Consider the following 18,929-nt stretch of genomic DNA (forward strand, 5'->3'; position numbering starts at 1 on the left):
CCGTATGACTTCCCTGCACGACCCGCTGACGCTACCGTGCGGCCAGGTACTGCCCAATCGAATCATGAAGGCCGCGTTGAGCGAAGGGCTCGGCGACAAGCACAACGCTCCCGACGAGCGTCTGGAGCGGCTCTACACGAGCTGGAGCCACGGCGGCTACGGTCTGATCGTCACCGGCAACGTGATGGTCGACCGCACTCAGCTCGGCGAGCCGGGCAATGTCGTCATCGAGGACGAGCGCAACCTGGATGCGCTGTCACGATGGGCCAAGACCACCAAGGACGCCGGCGTTCCGATCTGGGTTCAGCTCAACCACCCAGGGCGGCAGTCGAACCCGCTCGCACTCGGCCACACGCCGGTGGCACCCAGCCCGGTGGCCCTCAACTTCCCCGGTGCGACCACGCCGCGTGAGCTGACACCTGGCGAGATCGAAGCCATCATCGAACGTTTCGCGAACGCGGCGGCGGTATGCGAGACGGCGGGTTTCGACGGCGTGCAGATCCACGGCGCGCACGGCTACCTGGTCGCTCAGTTTCTGTCGCCGTTGTCGAACAAGCGCGACGACGAATGGGGTGGTGACCCGGAACGCCGGATGCGCTTCGTGCTCGAGGTCGTGCGCCGGATTCGCTCACGCGTTTCGCCTGGCTTCGCGGTGGGGATCAAACTCAACTCGGCCGACTTCCAGCGTGGCGGGTTCACCGAAGATGAATCACGCTTGGTGGTGGCGGCGTTGGCACGTGAGGGTCTCGACCTGATCGAAGTCAGCGGCGGCAGCTATGAGCAGCCCGCCATGATGGGCAAGGCCGCCGAGAGCACTCGCAAGCGCGAGGCCTACTTCCTCGAGTACGCCCGCACGGTCCGCGGCCTTGCCGGCGACATCCCGCTGGCCGTCACAGGTGGCTTCCGTTCGCGAGCCGCGATGGCAGAGGCGGTCGATTCCGGTGAGTGCGACGTCATCGGTCTGGGCCGGCCCACCGCCACCACGCCCGACGCCGCAGATGTGGTGTTGGCCGGCCGCGCCGAGACACTGGCTTCACACTCATTGCGCGCCGGAATGCGCGGTGTCCTCGGCCGGTTCGTCGACCTGAAGTCCCTCGACGGCATTCTCGAACTCTCCTGGCACACAGACCAATTGCACCGGGTCGGCGACGGCCTGACACCCGACCTCAACCGCGGGCGCATCGCCACCATGCTTGCGATGCTGCGCCGCAACGGCACTGTGTCGCTCGGTCGCAAGCGTGGTCTTTGACGTGGAGCGCTATTCGCTGTCCGACAAGGTCGTGCTGATCACCGGAGCCGGCCGCGGGCTTGGTGAAGCCACCGCCGTTGCGCTTGCTGGTCGAGGGGCTCAAGTCGTGCTGGCGGACGTGAATCTGCCCGCAGTGCAGCAGGTCGCGCGGACGCTGCCGAACGGTCGTGTTCTGGCGTTGGAATGCGATGTCACCCAGCTGGATTCCGTCCAGGAGGCCGCACGGCGAGCCCGCGAAGAATTCGGGCGCATCGACGTCGTGATCGCCAACGCCGGCGTTCTCGGGCGTGGCGGCACCCTCCGCACGCTCACCCCAGACCAGGTGGGTGCCGTCATGTCCGTCAACGTGGCCGGAGTCGTCAATACCGTGGCAGCCACCCTGGAATCCGTGATCCGCAGCCGCGGGCAGATCGTGCTGGTGAGTTCGGTGTTCGCCTACATCAACGGGGCGGGAGCCATCCCGTACGCGATGAGCAAGGCCGCGATCGAGCAGCTCGGCCGCGGGCTTCGTGTCGAGTTGGCCTGCCACGGAGCATCGGCGATGACGGCGTATTTTTCTCTCATCGAGACCGACATGATCCGCCAGGGCGTCGATGCCGATCCGCATGTGTCGGCCCTGCTGTCGGCGATGCCCAAGTTCGTCCTCAAGCGAATCCAGCCGCAGGCCGCAGCGGCCGCGATCGCGGACGGGCTCCAGAGGCGGCAATCGTCCATCACGGTTCCTGGACGCTGGAGACCCGTCGCCGCCCTTCGAGGCGTAGCCGGACCGATTGTCGACGCGAAACTCGCACGAGACGCCGCCGTGCGGCGAGCGCTTACGCAACTCGAGAGTCGCTCGCCGGTGTAATCGGCCGATACACCCGCCGTCACGGAATACTGGTCCCCATGCGGTTACCCGTGATGCCGCCCGTCTCGCCCATGCTGGCCAAGCCGGCGACGGCGATCCCACCGGACGCGTCCTACGAACCCAAGTGGGACGGCTTCCGGGCGTTGGTGTTCCGCGACGGTGACGAAGTCGAGCTGGGCAGCCGCAACGAGCGCCCGATGACGCGGTATTTCCCCGAACTCGTCGAGGCGGCCAAGGCCGAGCTCCCACCCAGATGCGTGGTCGACGGTGAGATCGTCCTGCCCACCGACGGCGGCCTGGATTTCGAGGCCCTGCAACTGCGTCTGCACCCGGCGGCGTCTCGAGTACGTCTACTGGCCGAACAGACACCCGCGTGCTTCATCGCGTTCGACCTGCTGGCACTCGGTGACGACGACCTCACGGGCCGACCGTTCAGTGAGCGTCGTGCCGCCCTGGTGGATGCGCTGGGTTCGGGTCCGTCGTTCCACGTCACCCCGGCGACCACCGATCTGCCGACCGCGCGGCGCTGGTTCGACGAGTTCGAGGGAGCCGGGCTCGACGGGCTGATCGCCAAGCCGCTCACCCTCACCTACCAGCCCGACAAACGGGTCATGGTGAAGATCAAGCACCAGCGGACCGCCGACTGCGTGGTCGCGGGCTATCGCCTGCACAAGTCGGGCCCTGACGCGATCGGATCGCTACTGCTCGGGCTGTACACCGATGACGGTGAGCTGGCCTCCGTCGGCGTCATCGGCGCCTTCCCGATGGCGCGACGCCGTGCCCTCTTCGCCGAATTGCAGCCTTTGGTAACCAGTTTCGAGAACCACCCGTGGAACTGGGCCGCACAGGTGGCGGCCGATCCGGACCTCGCGCGGAGATACGGCGGCGGCTCACGCTGGAACGCCGGTAAGGATCTGTCGTTCGTACCGCTGCGGCCCGAACGGGTTGTCGAGGTTCGCTACGACCACATGGAGGGCCGTCGGTTCCGCCACACCGCCCAGTTCAACCGCTGGCGGCCCGACCGCGACCCGCGCTCGTGCACCTACGCCCAATTGGAACAACCGGTCACCTTCCGGCTCGACGACATCGTTCCGGGCCTGGGCCGCCGCTAGGAGTGATCCGGCGGCTGCAGCCAGGTGGCGATATTGCGGACGTAATCCTTGAACACCCCCAGTCGCGACGGATCGGCACGTATCTGCCAGCCAGGCCGATCGGTGACGAACGACGGCGCGCCACTGTCCAGATCCCAGTTGTAATCGGCGAAGTGGTGGAACGTCGACTCGGCCACGGCCCGGCCCATCGGCCTGCCCTCCGGCGTGCGCTCACCGTCCAGCGCCACCGCGAGATTGAATTCCCTGCCCGTGGCAGTGCTGCGCCCGCGGACCACCACCGTCGCGAACGGCACTCGCGCCGACACCAATCCCTCGTGAGGGTGGGCCGGGAACCACTCGATGCGCCCACTGGCGGTCCGGCTGGTGCGCAGCAGCTGGTGCACCGGCTCGTCGGCCAACACCGGCTGGTAGTCGCCGTTGGCGCCCGAGTGGTAGTTGGGCCACGAGATGTGGGGATTGTCCTGGTCGTCGCACCGTGACACCGCGTCCAGGCCCGCATCGTGAAACTCGTTGACCTGCCCCAACGAGCCAAGTCCAAGCAGGCAGCTGCCCAGATCCTGGTGGTCACGCGCGGTGAGCACCCCACCTCCGAGTCCGCGGAACCTGCCGATCGCCGCACACTCGTCAGGTGTCAGACCGTTGCCGACGTCGACCGCCATCAACCACAGCTGGTCGAAACCGAGCTCATCGAGATGGCTGAGCACCGGATCCTGCGCACCATGATCAACCCGGTTACGCGCCAGCACCTCGTGTCCATCCGCGCGAAGCTCGGCGGCCAGCATCGAGAACCGGCTGACATCCCAATCGTCGGGACTCTCCGTGATCGTGGTCTGCAGCAGGATCGTCGCCATTCGATGAGCCTGGCGGCTGCACTGAGGTTTGGGACCCTTGAAAACCCGTGGTCTGGTGTCGCGCATGGGCCGTTTGGCGGCCCGGAACTTGTCGTACCCCTCTGCGATGATGATCTTATGTCCTCGGCCGCAGCGTCTTTCACCCCGCAGGTGAATCCTGTGCGGCGGATCGAGGTGTTGTTCGGGGAATTGGAGCAGCTGTGCGGTCAACGCAACGCGATCGACGGCCGCATCGTGGAAATCGTCGCCGAACTGGACCGCGACGAACTGTGCGGGAACACCGGTGCCCGCTCGATGAAAGCACTGGTCGCCTGGAAAACCGGGGCCAGCCCCCGCAACGCCGAAACCACCGTGGCCATCGCCCGCCGCATCGACGCATTCCCCCGCTGCACCCAAGCCCTACGCGACGGACGCCTGTCGCTGGATCAGGTCGGAGTGATCGCCGAGAAAGCCGCCGACGGCTCCGATGCCCACTACGCCCAGTTGGCCAGCGTGGCCACCGTCAACCAACTACGCACCGCCGTCAAACTCGAACCCCGCCCCGACTCCACACCACAACCCGAACCGCCCCGGTCGTTCACCCGCACCGAAACCGACGACTACACCACCTACACGATTCGGCTACCCCGCCTGGAAGCCGCCAAGTTCGACGCCGGCCTGCGCGCACATCACGACGGACTGGTCGCCGACTGGAAACACCACCACGACACCGGCGCTGAGGGTCCCGACGAGCAGGCACCACCGTTTCCCAACCATGTCGACGCGTTCATGAGTCTCATCGAAGCCGGCTGGGACGCTGAGGCGGCACGTCGCCCCCACGGCCAGCACACCACCGTCATCGTGCACCTCAACCTCGACAAGGACGGCGGCACCCCGGTCGCCTCGCTACACCTGGGTCCGCTGCTCACCGACGAAGAACGCCAATACCTGCTCTGCGAGGCCACCTTCGAAGCCTGGTTCCAACGCCACGGCCAACCCCTCGGCGCCGCCCGCACCACCCGCCAGATCAGCCGCCGGCTGCGCCGCGCCCTGGAGCACCGCGACCACTGCTGCGTGGTCCCCGGCTGCGGGGCCACCCGCGGCCTACACGCCCACCACCTGGTGCACTGGGAAAACGGCGGTACCACCGAACTGCACAACCTCGTCCTGGTGTGCCCCTATCATTAGCGGTTGGCCGAACTACACTCGGGGTATGTCAGCGATCTTCACGGCCCCTGGCCGCACCGTCCGCGCAGGCTGCTACCTGCGCATCAGCTCCGACCCCCGCGACAAACGTGCCGGTGTCACCCGCCAGCGCGAGGACACCGCCGTGCTGTGCGAGGTGAACGGCTGGACCCCGGTCGACGTGTACGCCGACAACGACAAGAGCGCCACCAGCGGCGGTCCCAGGCCCGAGTGGGACCGGCTGCTGGCCGACGTGAAGGGCGGTCGGCTCGACGGGATCGTCGTGTGGAATCAGGACCGGGGCTGGCGCACCATGGCCGACCTTGAGTCGCTGCGCCCGGTGCTGCAGCCGCGCGGTGTCTTGCTGGCCACCACCAACATCGGCGTGATCGACTTCGCCAACGCCGACGACGTGTTCCGCGCCCAGGTGTCGACCGCGATCAGTGAGATGGAGGTCGCCAAGATGAGAGTCCGTATGCGCCGGGCCGCGCGCCAGAAGGCCGAGCTGGGAATGCCCAAGTGGCGCAAAGCGTTCGGGTATCTACCCTACACCGGCACCAAGGAGGCCGACACCGGGGTGCGCGAACCCGACCCGATGACCGCACCCCTGGTGCTCGCCGCCTACAAGATGGTGCTCAACGGGTGCTCGATGGTGGATATCGCGCGGATGTTCAACGACGCCGAAGCTTTCGGGCTGACAGGCAAGCCGTGGACACACAGCACCGTGTCGTTGTTCCTGCGCAAAGCCCGCAACGCTGGGCTGCGCGAACACAACGGCGAGGTTGTCGGCCCCGGCACCTGGCCCGCCCTGGTGCCCGAAAACACTTGGCGCTCAGTGCAAACCATCCTCAACGCCGACAGCCGCAAACCCGGGACGAAAGCCATCCGCCGACACCTGCTGACCGGCCTGCTGAACTGCGAACGCTGCGGGCACCACTTGTCCGGCCAATGGGTGATCCGCGCCACGGGCAACGCCCCGGGCAGGCCCAAGGCCGGGGAGACCAAGCCGCTGAAGACGAATCGTGAACGCTCGATCACCTACTCCTGTGCGGGATGTCGCGGTGTGTCCATCCGCGCGCGGCACATCGAGCCGCTGACCTTCGAGCTGGTCGCCGGGAGGCTGGCCAAACCGGATGCCGTGGACCTGCTGAAGGCCCCCGAGTTCGATGAGGAAAAGGCCGAGCGCCTGCGCACCGAGCGCCAGACCTTGTTGGCCCGGCGCGGTGAGATCGCCGACGAGCGCGCCGACGGCCTGCTCGACAAGGCCGCCTATCACCGGATGATCGACCGCATCGACCGCAAGGTCGAGGCCATCGACGCCGAGCAAGTCGACAGCGACAAGGCCCGAATCTTCGACGGATTGCCCTTGGGCACACCGCAAGTCAGGGAGGCCGTCGAGGAGCTGAGCCCCGACCGCTACCGGGCCGTCATCGAAGTGCTGCTGAACCTGACCATCAAGCCGGTCGGGCGCAGCCACCGGCCCAGCGCCACCGAGCGATTCGACCCCGAGCGCGTCGGGGTGGTGTGGCGGTGAACGCCCCCGCCATCATCGAGGTGTTCTGCGAAGGCCCACCGGGCGCCCGCCACGAGCGCCGTGTCCTGCGCCGGTACGCCCGCCAGGAGGCTGACCCGCCGCAGTGGTGGCCAATGCCGTCACACGCCGCGCTGCGCCAGGAGACGGCCCACGGGCCTTTCGCTCCGGCTAGGTGGTCGCGGATACATCGGCGCATCGGGTTCCGCTGCCGGGACTGCCGTGTGGACCTGAAGCACACCCTCGACCGCGACTACGACCGCGACTACCCGCCGCTGTCGGCGGTGCTGGAGGAACTGCGGGCCAACGGTATCGCCCAGGTGCCGGTGAGGAATCTCGACACCGTGGTGGCCTGGAAGTAAAAGGGCGCGACACGCCGGGCAGCCGCCGCTGCGGGCTGTAGCATTGTCTCCCGACTGGGCCACCCGGGCAGCCCGACAGTTTCCGGGGACCGCCTCTCATGCGGAGGGATGTTTTCCGCATGCCTGGAGGCATCCGAAGTGCCCGTCGAGAGTGTCCGCTCTTACCACGCCCGCGTTGCCGGGCTCACGCGGGCGATCAAGGCCGGTGAACGTCCCGCTGACAGTCCCGAACTGGACAACGCCAAGCGCGACCTCAACGCCGCCCGCATCGCCGCGTTCATCGAACGCCAACTCGCTCAAGCGCCGCCGCTGACCCAGGCCCAGCGCGACCAGCTGGCGGAGCTGCTCAAGCCGGTGCGCCGAGGTGGTGGCGACGATGCCGCCTGACGAAAAAGTCGGCCCCCCAGGGCAGCCCACCCTGGAGGGAACCGACACCTACGCAACACCGGCCACCACGACCTGCGTCCCTGTCGAGTCTAGGTGTGAGACCGGCGACGGGGCCGCTGTCCACATCACCGAAGGCGGCGAAGCGCATGCCGCCCGATAACGAAAACGGCACCGCCTTCAACCCCTTCAACCCCCGCGCGTTTCGCCGCAGCCTGCGCCGCGCCGGAATCACCGCCACCCAGTACCGGGTGGCCGTGGAGTTGTGCGAGTACGCCAGCCAGGACAGGTCGGTGGTGTGGCCGTCGGTCGCCGTGCTGGCCGAGGATTGCGAACTGGGCCGTAGCACCGTGATCCGCATCCTGGGCCAGCTTGAGTCGCACGGCATCATCACATGCGACGGCGGGCGCAAGGGTGGCCGTGGTTGCTCGACCCGGTGGCGCCTGATCGCAAAGGGTGTCACCAGTGAGACCCTTTCGGACCTAAAGGGTCTCACCAGCGGGACCCTTTCTGACGCGAAAAGGGTCCCGCTGGAGACGAAAAGGGTCCCGCTGGAGGCCCAAAAGGGTCCCGCCAGCGAGACCCGAAGTAGTAAAGAAGAAGGGAAGAAGGGGGGAAGGGTGGCTGACGCCACCCCCACCACCCCCCCGCCTCGCGTTTCACGCGATAGCGAACCAGAGGTTTGCTGCCCGGAGCACGAACCGCCCGGCGTCGAGAACTGCACAGCCTGCGAGCGTGCCTGGCGCAAGCATGAGGCCTGGGAAGACGTGCACCCGCAATCGTGGGCCGAGTTCGCCGAAGAACTGTTACCCGACTTCCGCCCGGAGTGGATAGCTCAGGGACCGCCCAAGTTCTGCGACCGTGACCACGGCGTAAGCGCGGCCTGTGGCACCTGCCGAGACCTACGCCTGATGCGTGAGGAATGGGACAAACGCCGCGCACAGTGGAAAGTGGACTGCAACGACTGGCGGAAGGCGATTGACGGCTGCGGCAGATGCAACAGCTACGGTCGCGTCTGGGTCGGAGACGATCCCGACCCGTGGTGGTGCGACCACGGTTACGGGCCTGACCCGCAGCTCGATTATTTCGGGACGGTGTCATCGGTGCCGCCGGACACCTGCGAGTCGGTGTCGAACGTCGGAAACGGCGGCTTCGGTGTCCGCTACGGGACGGGATCGCCGTGATCGCCGAACTGTTGCGCGACCTGGCCCGCGCCGTACCCCATCTCCCCGGCGCAGCCTGCCGGGGACAGCAGGCCGTGATGGATGTCGCCGACGGGCGCGACCGGGCCGCCATCGCTGCGGCCCAACAGGTCTGCGCCGGGTGCCCGGTGTTGCCGGAGTGCCAGGCCTGGATCGGCAGCGTCCCGAGGGCGCGGCAGCCCAGTGGTGTGGTCGCCGGAAGGTTCCTCGCACCGCCGAGAGTGAAACGGCTGCGCGACCATCCACCCCGACCGCCCACCAAAGCCGACCGCGCCACCCGCTGGCTCGCCGACTACTTCCAGCGCCACGGCCCGGTCATCTCCACCCAGGTGCGCGCCGACGCCCAGCGCGCGGGCTTCGACATCTCCACTCTGGCCACCGCCCGGCACCGTCTCGGCGTCGAGGTCGAACGGATCACCGGCCAGCACGGCGGCCAACGACTCTGGACCCTGCCCAACTCCCCCGTGCTCGGAAATGCCGAACACGTTCGGTATTTGCCGCCCATCAACACCAACATCGGAAGGAAACCCATGCACGACAACGACATCGAACCGATCACCCTGCCCCCCGACACCATCACCATCGCCGCCACGAGCCTCGACTACGTCTACCGGTACATCAACGGCCAGGACGTCATCGGCCTGCTCGTCGGCAGCGACCGCGTCGGCACCACCGAAACACTGCTCACCCCCGAAGGCGCGCAACACATCGCGGCGCACTTCACCGCGATGTGCGCCGACCTCGACCGGCTGCGCGCCGAATGGAAGGCCACCCATCATGACTGACGGCCCCGCACTGGGCGCTGAGAGCGCCGCAGACAGCCCAGAAGCACCCCCCGCGACGCAGCACACCCGGCGCAAGCCCATCCGCTACAACGCGGCCACAGCGACGCCACGCCTGCAGCGCGCCGCTGCCGACCCCGGCCCCGAGGCCGCCCACCTCGACCACCTCGACAACACCGAGGCCCCACCGCCCGGCGACGACGCGGGCACTGACACCGACGACGGCCCACACCCGAACCAGAGTTCCGGGACCGAAACGCAGGACACGGGGGGCGAATTCACCGACGCGTTTCGGCCCACCCAGGAAACCGACGACGACGGCGGCTTCACGCCGGAGGAGTACGCAGCACTGGCCGCCGAGACGATCCAGGAAGCTGACGAAGACACCGAACCCGCGCAGAGTGTCCGTGAGGCCCGCTACCGCGTGCGACTGCGCGCCGCCGAGAAGGTAATCAGCAGACAGAACGAAGTCATAGAAACGTTTCAGCGCAACGAGATTCAGCGTCTCGCAGCAGGCCGGCTGGCCGACCCCGCCGACCTCTTCGTTGATCACACCGTCTCCGATTGCCTCGATGCGTCGGACGCGGTCGACCCGGCGAAAGTCGACGCCGTGGTCGACAGGCTCATCGCCAGTCACCCGCACTGGCAGCGTCCCCGTGAACGGTACGCCGGGCCGCTGCACTCCGGTGCCAGCGAGCGCCCCACCCCCGGCGGCAGCTGGAGGGACGCCTTTGCGCCTCGGGCGGAGTAACATTCCACCCCAAGAGCACACAGGCACCCCGCCCAGGGTGTGGTGAGCCACCTCCAAGCGAGGGACGGCAAACGGCGAGTCGCCAGCCGCGAATAAGCACCATTCATTCGCGCTGGCTTCTCGCTGCGCCCTCCACGGACGGGTTGAACCCCAATGGCGTTCACAATCCAAACACCAAACAGCGCCGCCGCCTGGCGACCAGACCACTTTGAATTCGCCCCTGACGATGTCGTCGGTGAGGCCGCGATCATCCAAACATCCACCCGCGCAGGAGAAATCCAGGGCGACGCACCTAGTGTTCGGGTGGCGTTCGTCACCGACGACGAAGCTGAAAACGTTGACGAAGCGGGGACCTTCAGCGAAGCGCAGCCCGAGCTGTCAGAAGCCCTCATCTGGACTACGAAAATAGGTGAGTTGCTTCGCATTTCGAGGGAGCAGTATTTGCAGCCGTCGACGCCTGACCAATTGGCCCAGAGCTGCGCCCGCGCCATCATCCGCAAGGCCGACCAGAACTACCTGACGCAGGCCGCTCCCGTCGCGCCGGATAACGCCCCAGCCGCCGGGCTACTCAACTGGCCCGGCATTGTCGACGGCGGCGCTGTGTCCGAAAACCTCGACGCTCTAATCGATTTGATTGCCGAGCTCGAGATTAACCTCGCCACACCGAGCCATATCATCCTGGGGCCGCTGGGCTGGGCGGAGGCACGGAAATGGAAGACAGCACTCAACTACAACTCAAATCTGTTGGGCGCTGGCACAACTGACGCGACGCCGATGATGCTGTCGTTGCCTGTCACTGTCAACAAATCAATCACTGACTACTCTGGCCTAGTGGTCGATCAGCGCGCGGTTGTAAGTGCTTATGGCACAGTAAGCGTCGCGACATCGATGGACCGCTACTTTGATTCCGATTCAGTGGCACTCAAGAGCCACTGGAGGACAGGGCACACGGTGCCTAGGCCAGATCGGTTGGGCCGGTTCACTGTTGCGCCAGCAGGCTCATAGACCGGTGGTCGGCGGTGTTGGTTCTGAAACCTCAAGGTAACCCCAATGGTTCCCAGTTCCTGGCGATAGCACCGCCGACCATCGCCCACCCGGCAAAGCGCGCCGCCGCCGACGACGCCCCCCCAGCCGGGGTACCCCCACGACCGGCCACGCAGCGCCGCTCTGCATAGCGCCTGGGGCCGGATTCGACGCGCGGGAGCTACTCAGAGGGACAATGCAGTGATGAGCGAATCGACACATCAGACCGCTGGTCAGCTACTCCGCGCCAGCTTCGACGCCGCCCTGGCGCGTGTCGGCCAGGAGACCGGGCGGGTGCTGGAGTGGGACGAGTCCGAGCAGGTCGCCCTGGCCGCCGCGATGCGCGCCGCCGACCGTTCCGCCGAGCTGACCCAGCTCTACGACGCCGAGCGCGCGGGCAAAGCACGCGCCACCTGCCTCACCCGGTTCTCCGCCGAGATCCGGCTGTGCGACAAGCAGGTGATCGACATGATCGCCCGCATCAACGCCGATGTCGGCCAGCACGTTCCGTCGCCGCAGCATTCGCGCGCGGCACATGCCCGCAATGCCGCCCGCTGGCAGCCCAGCGGCAACGGTCGCCCCGGTCGACACGGTAGCGCCGTGGAGCGTGCGTAAATGGCCCGCGACACCAGGTGTTTCACCGCTGCCGCTGGCCATTCTGAGCTGTACGCGATGCTGGCGCGGCGGGAGGAGCTGGCCGCCCGCAACGGTGGCCGCGTGGAAACCGCCTCGGGGCAGGTGTACGACGGCAGCCCCGAGCGGCTGGCCCGGTTCCAGCAAGGCCTGCCGGTGAGCCTGCGCGCCTGGGATGTGCCCGAGGCCGTGCGCGCGGAGGTGCCCAAGCGGGTCGTTGGCTGCCGCCGGGCGGTGGTCTGGCCGGACGGGGCGGTGGAGATTCGTGGCGCGACCGCCGATGAGTTGCTGGCCGATCTTGACCTCTGAAACGGCGCAGGTAGCCGCCGTCATTGCGGTGTATATACAGTGTTGCCAACGGGTTTCGTGGTTCCTTAACTTCGCCATAGTGGACAAACCCGGTGCCGATGCGACCTAGCATCGTCTCCGTGGTTGCAAAGACCGGTAAGGCCACCGAGGCGCGGATAGCCGAGCTGTATCGAAACGGTCAGGCCATCGATGCGATAGCCGAGGCCATCGGAGTGAATCGGTCCACGGTCTGGAGGATCGTCAAGAGCTGGGTGGCCGCAGGTGAGCTGAAGCTGCGCGAGGAGCGCGTCCTCTGTGACGACGAGGTGATCAGGCTGCGGTTGGCGGGCATGCCGGGCGGTGCCATCGCTGAGAAGCTCGGATTCAGCAAGAGTCACGTCCACAAGGCCATCACCCGCCTGGTGGCCGAGGGTCGTCTCGACCGTGTCGATGTCCGCAATGACGAGATCGCGAGGAGGAAGCTCGAAGCTCCCGATACGCCGCCCATCGTCCGAATGTTGCTGTCGTATCGCCTTCCCGGCGAGAACCTGGACTCACTGACAGTCCTAACCGGCAAGCTCGACCCCTATCGCATCGACACCCCCGAGAAGACGAAGGCGGCCCACTGGCTGCGTGACGCTATCGCCGATCTGGACGCCCGACGCGGCGACCGGCGGGTGTGGTGGAACCGTGGTCTGCACTACGCTCTACTGGGCCGCATCAAGCCCGACGGCAGTCCCTACGTCAACACCGAGGCCGACTGGCTGTGGTTGGAAACGATGGCATCGAAGGCAGCTCGCTGGAGCGGCCTGGTGGGGTTCGAACGCATCGATGACCGCAAGAACAACCCGCCGACCATCCGGCTAGCCGAGGAGATCGACCCGACCCCGCAGACGGGGCACGCGCTGGATGCCGTCGATGACTTGAGGCCCTCGGCGTGGCTGGACGACTTCGCGGCGCTCCAGCCGTACCGGATTGCGTTAGTCGCCGAGAAGTCTTCTGCCGGTGATGTTTTGGGGCCGCTGTCGATACGCTACCGCACCGACCTGTTCCTCCCTGACGGCGAGATGACCGACACGATGATCCACCGGATGGCGCAGGCCGCCGACGACGACGGGCGTCCGCTCATAGTCCTCTACTTCAGTGATGCCGACCCGTCGGGCTATCAGATGCCGATCTCAGTGTCACGAAAGTTACAGGCGCTCAACGATATCGAGTTCCCCTTTCTGGAGTTCAGGGTGGTGCAGGCAGCGATGCTGCCCGAGCAGGTGCGCGACTACGCGGAGCGCGGCGACCCACTGCCCGAGACGCCGCTGAAGGAAGGCGAGAAACGGGCCGACGCGTGGACCGAGATGTTCGGCATCCTGCAGACCGAGCTGGATTCCCTGACGTCGTTGCGGCCTGATGACTTCGAACAGATCGCGGTCGAGGCCATCGAGCAGTTCTACGACACCGAGCTGGAGGCCGAGGTGAAACAGCTCCGCGACGAATGGACTGAGGCAGCCCAGGAGCTGGTGGACGAGCAGGCCGACAGCGGCGAGCAGCAGCGGCTACGCCGGGAGGCGCAGGCCGCCCTCGGCGCGCTGCGCGACCGGATCGAGGCCGACCTGGACGAGATCGAGGAGAGCCTGCCCGAGGTGCCTGAGCTGCCCGAGTCTGACCTGGATCCTGGCGAGGTGCCGAACACGGTGATTGACTCAGCCGACGACTGGCGCACCCAAACATTCAAACTGAAGGACCGGAAGAGGTATCTGGTGGACGACATAGGCTGACCAGCGGTCGGACCGAATGGCCATCGGTTGGGCTACACCGACGAGGGCGACAAGGTGGAGTGGATTCCCGACGATGAAGAGCCGGGTGAGTTCTGGCCGCTACTTCTTCGCCGCAACGACAAGCAGATCCTCGCCGAGTACAACGAGCTGTGGGACAAGGTCTGGTGGAATCGCCATCAGAACTGGCTAATAGATCTTGCTTCGGGCAAGGAGACGCTGCGGGAAGGCCAACAGGAGATTCTGGAGCAAGCGAAGAAGGCCGCTGCTCAGATCGAGGAGAAATACGGGCGCGAGAACCTCGGCTGGGACGACTTCGAGTGGGGCCTGCTAAGCGGGAGGATGTCAGCTTTGTCATGGATGCTCGGCGCCGAGTGGAACGAATCTCTGGATACGTAGTCGAGAAACTCGGGGTATCCCAGGAAATTGTCCGTGGGACCCAGCCGCTGGGGCCGACGGACAACTGGGCAACCCCGCGCTACCCTGACCTGCATCGACCCGCCTTCAACCCCGAGTGTTGTCCAGCCAATCGCAAACACCACCGGCTGCACCACCACGGCGGCATCACCCTCACCGGACCCGCCGACCAACTCGTCGTCACCGACCCCAACGGCACACCACTGAGCAACGGATCCCTGGCCCAACCACCGACCACACCCCCACCCGACGTCCCACCGTGTCGCGGCCCCACCGGCGAACGCGCCGACTGGTGGTGGTACCCACCCTTCCAACCCCAACCGCCACCATCGACGAACTAGCTACTCCACGACACCGTGCGCAGCTGCCGACGCGACCGGACCCCGAGCTTGACGAAGACCTTGCGCAGGTGCCATTCGACCGTGTGCGTGCTGATGAACAGCTGCGCACCGATCTCCTGATTGGTCAGCCCGTCGCGGGCCAACTGGGCGATCTGCGCCTCCTGGGCCGTCAACTCGTCACCCGAGGCCAACGGCTGTTTGCGCACCTTCTCCCCGGTGGCGGTCAGCTCACGCCTGGCACGTTCGGCCAACGCGTCCGCGCCCATCTTGGTGAACATCTCGTAAGCGGTGTTGAGGTGCTCCCGCGCGCTGGTGCGCTGCTTCTGGCGACGCAGCCATTCCCCGTAGCGCAGGTGGGTTCGCGCCAGTTGAACCGCGATCCGGGTGCGGCCAAGCCGCTCGACGGACTCCTTGAACAGCGCATCGGCTTCGGCGTCGTCGGCCAGCAGCGCCCGGGCGCCGGCCAGCGCACCCAGCCCCCAGTCGGTTCCACTCGCGCCGGCGCTCGCCTCCAGCCGGCGCACCGCATCCGCCGCGGCGTCCCGCGCGCCGACGCGGACCCCGGCCTCGACCAGTTCCAGCAGAGTCCAACTGTAGAAGCCCAAGTCGTTGAACTCACAGGCCTTCTGGGCCGCGGTCAGCGCTTCCTCATACCGGCCCAGCCCGTTGTAGAGGACCGCGGCGGCATAGCCGACTGCCCCCAGTAACCGACCCTCGCCCTTGGCGGTGCCCTCGGCGGTCCCCGCTTCGATCAGACCGCCGGCCTCCTCCAGATCACCGCGCCAGGCCGCCAGTTCCACCTTGTGGTATTTCATCGGACGATGGCCGACGGCCTCCGAGATCGAGTCGGCCTCTTCCATAAGCCTTGCCGCCGTGATGAATTCGCCTTGATGGACGTGTACACCTGCCTTGTAGGCAATCGCTTGCGGCAAGACGGCCAATGCACCGGTGGCTCGGGCGTAGCCGATCATCTCGGTGGCGAGTCGGTCGATCAACTCGTCGTCCCACATCTCGTGCGCGGCGGATTCCTGCACGATCGGGAAGGCCAACGCCAACCAGCGCAGCGCCCTGCCATCATGGAGCCGGGCGTGCTCACACCACAGCTCCAGCGCGCTCCGCAGGTGATCGACTGCGGCGGGCAGGCCGTCGGTGATCAAATTCGCCATCCCGATGAGCAGGAAGTCGATAGGTCGTGAGGGCGCCGCGATTCCCTCGACCGCCGCCCGTGCCGCCTCGGCAGCCACCACCAGGGCCTTGGGTTCGCTGCGCGAGGCGAACATCGCGGCCGCCAGCGCCTCGATATACGTCTCCCGCGCCAACTCGTCGTCGACGTTCTCCAACCGCTTGGCGGCCTCCAGCAGCAGCGCGGCCGCGTACCGGACCGGCGGCGATCCGGGCAGGCCGCCCCTGCTGCTGGTGAAATCCATCTGCGCCCTCAGCCGGCCCACTTGGGCCTGCTGCAGCTCGGTCATCGGGGTCAGTTCGGCCAGTGCCAGCAGCTCGTAGGCGGCGGCCGGCGCGGCAGCTTCGCGCTTGGCGCCGGCCGCCGCGATCGCCCTGGAACTGCGCAGGACCGGATCGGCGGACAGGACCGCGGCCCGCTCGAGAAAGACTGCCGCAGCGGCTATTCCGCCGCGGCTGTGCGCGCGCCACGCCGAAGCTTCCAGGTCGGCAGCCACCGCGTCGTTGGGCCCGGAGGCCGCGTTGGCGGCATGCCAGGCCCGGCGATCGGGATCCAACTCGGGATCGGTGGCACTGGCCAGCGCCCGGTGCACCGCCCGGCGGTCGGCCACGTCGGCCGCCTGGTAGGCCGCCGACCGGACCAGCGGGTGATGAAACCGCATGCGGGGGCCGAACTCGATCAACTCGGCGGCCTCGGCCGGCGCCAGCGCATCCATTCCGATACCCAAATACCCTGCGGCACGCGAGAAGACCACCGGATCACCGACCGGATCGGCCGCCGCGAGCAGTGCCAACTGACGAGTGTCCGCGGGCAGCGACTGGATTCGGCGGACAAAGCCCTCCTCGACCTGTCCGACCGACGGCCGCGTCCCCACGATCCAGAAGCCACCGGCACGCTCCGCGGCCGAGACATTACGCGGAACTTCCAACAGGGCCAGCGGATTGCCCCGGGATTCGGCGATGAGCCGGTCGCGGACCCGCTCGTCGAGCCGCCCCAGAACCACCGAGTCCAGCAGGTCCCTGGCATCGCTGTCCGAAAGGCCTTCGAGCCGCAGCTCTGGCAGGCCGGGCAGGATGTCGGCGGCGGTGCCGTCGCGGTTGTCGCGGACCCCGAACACCAATACGACCGGCTCGGCCAGCAGCCGCCGCGCGACGAAGCCCAGGGTCTGTACCGAAACCTGATCAAGCCATTGCGTGTCGTCGATCACACACAACAGCGGCTGATCGTCGGCGGCTGCCGCCAACAGGCTCAGCACCGCCAGGCCGACCAGGAAGCGATCGGGCACCGGCCCGACACCACGGCCGAATGCGACCGAGAGCGCGTCGCGCTGCGGTTCGGGAAGTTTGTCGAGATGGTTCAGCAGCGGCGCACACAGATGATGCAACCCCGCGAAGGCCAGTTCCATATCGGACTCGACCCCTGCCACCTGGGTCGCCCGAAACGCCGGGGCCTGTCCGACGACATAGTCGAGCAGCGCCGTCTTCCCGACACCCGCCTCGCCCCGAACCACCAGCACCGCGCTGCCACCCGAGGCGGCGTCTGAAACCAGCCGTCGGAGTACCGCACATTCGCTGGCGCGCCCAAATAAGGGTGGGCCCGCGCCCGTCATCGCCATCACACCACCGCGTCCGATTTTTGCCGAAACCCTACCAAGGCGGGCCGTGTTCGGCGCTCCGGGCGAGAGTGGTCCGACAGAGGACGACCGATTCAGCCGAACCGCAGCGACGATTCCGGCAGTGAGGTGACTCCGTGATGGGCGAATTGCGCCCAGCGCGTACGCATCTCGGCGGCGAGCCGGGTGTCGATGGCCCGCTGCGGGCCGAGCATCGGAGCATCCGCCCAGGCCTGCGGTGAGCCGAACAGAAACGGCAATTCCATGCAGTGGCATGCCCCGAGGGGTGCTCCGTCCGGCGTCCAGTCGAAACGGTAGGTGCCCACCCGGCCGCCGTGGGTGCGCCAGGCGGCGGTCAGACGCTCGGCGGGGCCGGCGAACGCTTGCTTCGTGATCGACTTCGAACCGGCCCGGACCGCGAGCCGGCCGAGGAGAGGCACCCGGTTCAGCCTGGTCACCCGAGGATCCATCGCCACGAACGGCGCCGCGTCATCCTTGGTGTAGCCGATCAGCAGCTCGATGCGGCCGGCTGCGTCGGCGATGGCGCCGGGCACGTCGGGCGGGTCCGGCAGCGGCCCCCGGCCGAGCCGCGGCGAGAACGCGAGGCCGCTGAGGAGCCCCAACCCCTGCGCGGCGGCCACCGCAGCACCCTCCGCGGCGAGCAGCCGGTCCACGCTCACCTCGGCCGGATCGGCCCCGGCGAGCGACGTGGCCATCGCGGCGCCCATCTTCTGCGCCATGTCGTCGCGCCCGCGGTCGAGTTCCAGCGGAGCACTCTGCAGGATCGCGCGGTGGAACAGCCCGGCCGCGTCCTTGCACAACATCAACGACCACACGGAATGGGCACCCGCCGACTGGCCGAACGCGGTGACATTGCCGGCATCGCCGCCGAACGCGGCGATGTTGTCGTGCACCCACCGCAGCGCCAGGATCTGATCACGCAGGCCCAGGTTGTCCTCGCCTGCCCCGGGTGGCGCGAGATAGCCGAAGATGCCGAGCCGGTAGCTCACATTCACGACGACCACGTTGCCGCTGCGGGCCAGCGCACCGGCGTCGTACTTGGCCGATTCGCCGCTACCCGCGACATACGCGCCGCCGTGGAACCACACCATGACCGGTAACCGATGGGCATCGGCCGGTGCCGTGACGGTCAGCACGAGGCAGTTCTCGTCCGTCGACAGGCCATCGAGCACGTCGCCGGTCACCCAGCCCAGCCGCGACGGCCGCTGCGGGCAGGCCGGGCCTGACTGGGACGCGTCCCGTACCCCCGACCAGGCCAGGGGCGGTTCGGGGACCGCGAATCGTTTGGCGGTGCCGTAGCGGACACCCCGCGCCCGTACCAGTCCGTCTCGATGTTCAACCTGGATCGTGCCGCCCGTGATGTGTCGCTCCCGCACCCGCCCAACGCTAGCGTTTACCGCCGCCCGT

At 67.3% G+C, this 18,929-nt stretch carries 17 protein-coding genes and 2 pseudogenes; 16 read left to right on the plus strand and 3 right to left on the minus strand.

The window, feature by feature from the left end:
* Positions 1-4 precede the first annotated feature (4 nt).
* From H977_RS0114505 to H977_RS0114515, 3 genes are read left to right on the plus strand one after another with little or no spacing between them, the layout of a single operon-like run.
* Positions 5-1,249, plus strand: a complete 1,245-nt coding sequence (locus H977_RS0114505; RefSeq protein WP_029108538.1) for an NADH:flavin oxidoreductase/NADH oxidase family protein — start codon at positions 5-7, stop codon at positions 1,247-1,249.
* On the plus strand, positions 1,239-2,096 hold the full coding sequence (locus H977_RS0114510; RefSeq protein ID WP_029108539.1) for an SDR family NAD(P)-dependent oxidoreductase: 858 nt from the start codon (positions 1,239-1,241) through the stop codon (positions 2,094-2,096). The genes H977_RS0114505 and H977_RS0114510 overlap by 11 nt, the downstream gene beginning before the upstream one ends.
* Positions 2,097-2,134: 38 nt before the next feature.
* The gene (locus tag H977_RS0114515; RefSeq protein WP_029108540.1) at positions 2,135-3,208 is read left to right on the plus strand and encodes an ATP-dependent DNA ligase; all 1,074 of its coding nucleotides are present in this window, start codon (positions 2,135-2,137) and stop codon (positions 3,206-3,208) included.
* Here H977_RS0114515 and H977_RS0114520 read toward each other — a convergent pair.
* Positions 3,205-4,059, minus strand: a complete 855-nt coding sequence (locus H977_RS0114520) for a hypothetical protein (protein ID WP_029108541.1) — start codon at positions 4,057-4,059, stop codon at positions 3,205-3,207. The two genes, H977_RS0114515 and H977_RS0114520, sit on opposite strands and share 4 nt — an antisense overlap.
* A gap of 117 nt (positions 4,060-4,176) precedes the next feature.
* Between H977_RS0114520 and H977_RS33180 the strand changes: the two are divergent.
* The 13 genes and pseudogenes from H977_RS33180 to H977_RS35850 form a co-directional block, all read left to right on the plus strand.
* Positions 4,177-5,223 (plus strand): annotated as a pseudogene (locus H977_RS33180) (HNH endonuclease signature motif containing protein); the annotation flags it as partial.
* Between the two features lie 28 nt (positions 5,224-5,251).
* Positions 5,252-6,757: a recombinase family protein gene (locus tag H977_RS0114530; RefSeq protein WP_029108542.1), complete on the plus strand. Its 1,506-nt coding sequence runs from the start codon at positions 5,252-5,254 to the stop codon at positions 6,755-6,757.
* Positions 6,754-7,116 carry a hypothetical protein gene (locus H977_RS0114535; protein WP_155946644.1) on the plus strand — a complete coding sequence of 121 codons (363 nt, stop codon included), beginning with the start codon at positions 6,754-6,756 and terminating at the stop codon, positions 7,114-7,116. The genes H977_RS0114530 and H977_RS0114535 overlap by 4 nt, the downstream gene beginning before the upstream one ends.
* Positions 7,117-7,254: 138 nt before the next feature.
* Positions 7,255-7,503, plus strand: coding sequence for a hypothetical protein (locus tag H977_RS0114540; RefSeq protein ID WP_029108544.1), 249 nt, complete (start codon positions 7,255-7,257; stop codon positions 7,501-7,503).
* Between the two features lie 146 nt (positions 7,504-7,649).
* Positions 7,650-8,684, plus strand: a complete 1,035-nt coding sequence (locus H977_RS0114545) for a helix-turn-helix domain-containing protein (RefSeq protein WP_029108545.1) — start codon at positions 7,650-7,652, stop codon at positions 8,682-8,684.
* Positions 8,681-9,487 (plus strand): WhiB family transcriptional regulator, encoded by an 807-nt coding sequence (locus H977_RS35305; protein WP_051288853.1) that lies wholly within the window; start codon positions 8,681-8,683, stop codon positions 9,485-9,487. The genes H977_RS0114545 and H977_RS35305 overlap by 4 nt, the downstream gene beginning before the upstream one ends.
* Positions 9,480-10,235, plus strand: coding sequence for a hypothetical protein (locus H977_RS0114555; protein ID WP_029108546.1), 756 nt, complete (start codon positions 9,480-9,482; stop codon positions 10,233-10,235). The genes H977_RS35305 and H977_RS0114555 overlap by 8 nt, the downstream gene beginning before the upstream one ends.
* A 153-nt stretch (positions 10,236-10,388) precedes the next feature.
* A complete protein-coding gene (locus H977_RS0114560) occupies positions 10,389-11,240 on the plus strand; it encodes a phage major capsid protein (protein WP_029108547.1) in 852 nt (283 codons plus the stop codon).
* A 222-nt stretch (positions 11,241-11,462) separates the two neighbouring features.
* Positions 11,463-11,873, plus strand: coding sequence for a hypothetical protein (locus tag H977_RS0114565; protein ID WP_029108548.1), 411 nt, complete (start codon positions 11,463-11,465; stop codon positions 11,871-11,873).
* Complete coding sequence (locus H977_RS0114570) at positions 11,874-12,200, plus strand: hypothetical protein (protein ID WP_029108549.1); 327 nt, start codon at positions 11,874-11,876, stop codon at positions 12,198-12,200.
* 119 nt (positions 12,201-12,319) lie between these two features.
* Positions 12,320-13,951, plus strand: coding sequence for a helix-turn-helix domain-containing protein (locus H977_RS33190; protein WP_051288854.1), 1,632 nt, complete (start codon positions 12,320-12,322; stop codon positions 13,949-13,951).
* Between the two features lie 27 nt (positions 13,952-13,978).
* Positions 13,979-14,347 (plus strand): hypothetical protein, encoded by a 369-nt coding sequence (locus H977_RS0114580; RefSeq protein ID WP_029108550.1) that lies wholly within the window; start codon positions 13,979-13,981, stop codon positions 14,345-14,347.
* A 137-nt stretch (positions 14,348-14,484) separates the two neighbouring features.
* Positions 14,485-14,706: pseudogene (locus tag H977_RS35850) on the plus strand (hypothetical protein); the annotation flags it as partial.
* Here H977_RS35850 and H977_RS0114585 read toward each other — a convergent pair.
* Positions 14,703-17,504 carry an ATP-binding protein gene (locus tag H977_RS0114585; protein ID WP_029108551.1) on the minus strand — a complete coding sequence of 934 codons (2,802 nt, stop codon included), beginning with the start codon at positions 17,502-17,504 and terminating at the stop codon, positions 14,703-14,705. The pseudogene H977_RS35850 and the gene H977_RS0114585 sit on opposite strands and share 4 nt — an antisense overlap.
* 92 nt (positions 17,505-17,596) lie before the next feature.
* Positions 17,597-18,898 carry a carboxylesterase family protein gene (locus H977_RS0114590; protein ID WP_029108552.1) on the minus strand — a complete coding sequence of 434 codons (1,302 nt, stop codon included), beginning with the start codon at positions 18,896-18,898 and terminating at the stop codon, positions 17,597-17,599.
* Positions 18,899-18,929: the final 31 nt, after the last annotated feature.

It is taken from the genome of Mycobacterium sp. URHD0025 (assembly GCF_000426065.1).
Taxonomy (GTDB): Bacteria; Actinomycetota; Actinomycetes; order Mycobacteriales; family Mycobacteriaceae; genus Mycobacterium.

Bases quoted from the DNA above. Each gene is read 5' to 3' on its own strand.
- H977_RS0114560 (WP_029108547.1), top strand. From the start codon at position 10,389: ATGGCGTTCACAATCCAAACACCAAACAGCGCCGCCGCCTGGCGACCA.
- H977_RS0114555 (WP_029108546.1), top strand. From the start codon at position 9,480: ATGACTGACGGCCCCGCACTGGGCGCTGAGAGCGCCGCAGACAGCCCA.
- H977_RS0114545 (WP_029108545.1), top strand. From the start codon at position 7,650: ATGCCGCCCGATAACGAAAACGGCACCGCCTTCAACCCCTTCAACCCC.
- H977_RS0114520 (WP_029108541.1), bottom strand. From the start codon at position 4,059: ATGGCGACGATCCTGCTGCAGACCACGATCACGGAGAGTCCCGACGAT.
- H977_RS0114530 (WP_029108542.1), top strand. From the start codon at position 5,252: ATGTCAGCGATCTTCACGGCCCCTGGCCGCACCGTCCGCGCAGGCTGC.
- H977_RS0114505 (WP_029108538.1), top strand. From the start codon at position 5: ATGACTTCCCTGCACGACCCGCTGACGCTACCGTGCGGCCAGGTACTG.
- H977_RS0114585 (WP_029108551.1), bottom strand. From the start codon at position 17,504: ATGGCGATGACGGGCGCGGGCCCACCCTTATTTGGGCGCGCCAGCGAA.
- H977_RS0114565 (WP_029108548.1), top strand. From the start codon at position 11,463: ATGAGCGAATCGACACATCAGACCGCTGGTCAGCTACTCCGCGCCAGC.
- H977_RS0114570 (WP_029108549.1), top strand. From the start codon at position 11,874: ATGGCCCGCGACACCAGGTGTTTCACCGCTGCCGCTGGCCATTCTGAG.
- H977_RS0114515 (WP_029108540.1), top strand. From the start codon at position 2,135: ATGCGGTTACCCGTGATGCCGCCCGTCTCGCCCATGCTGGCCAAGCCG.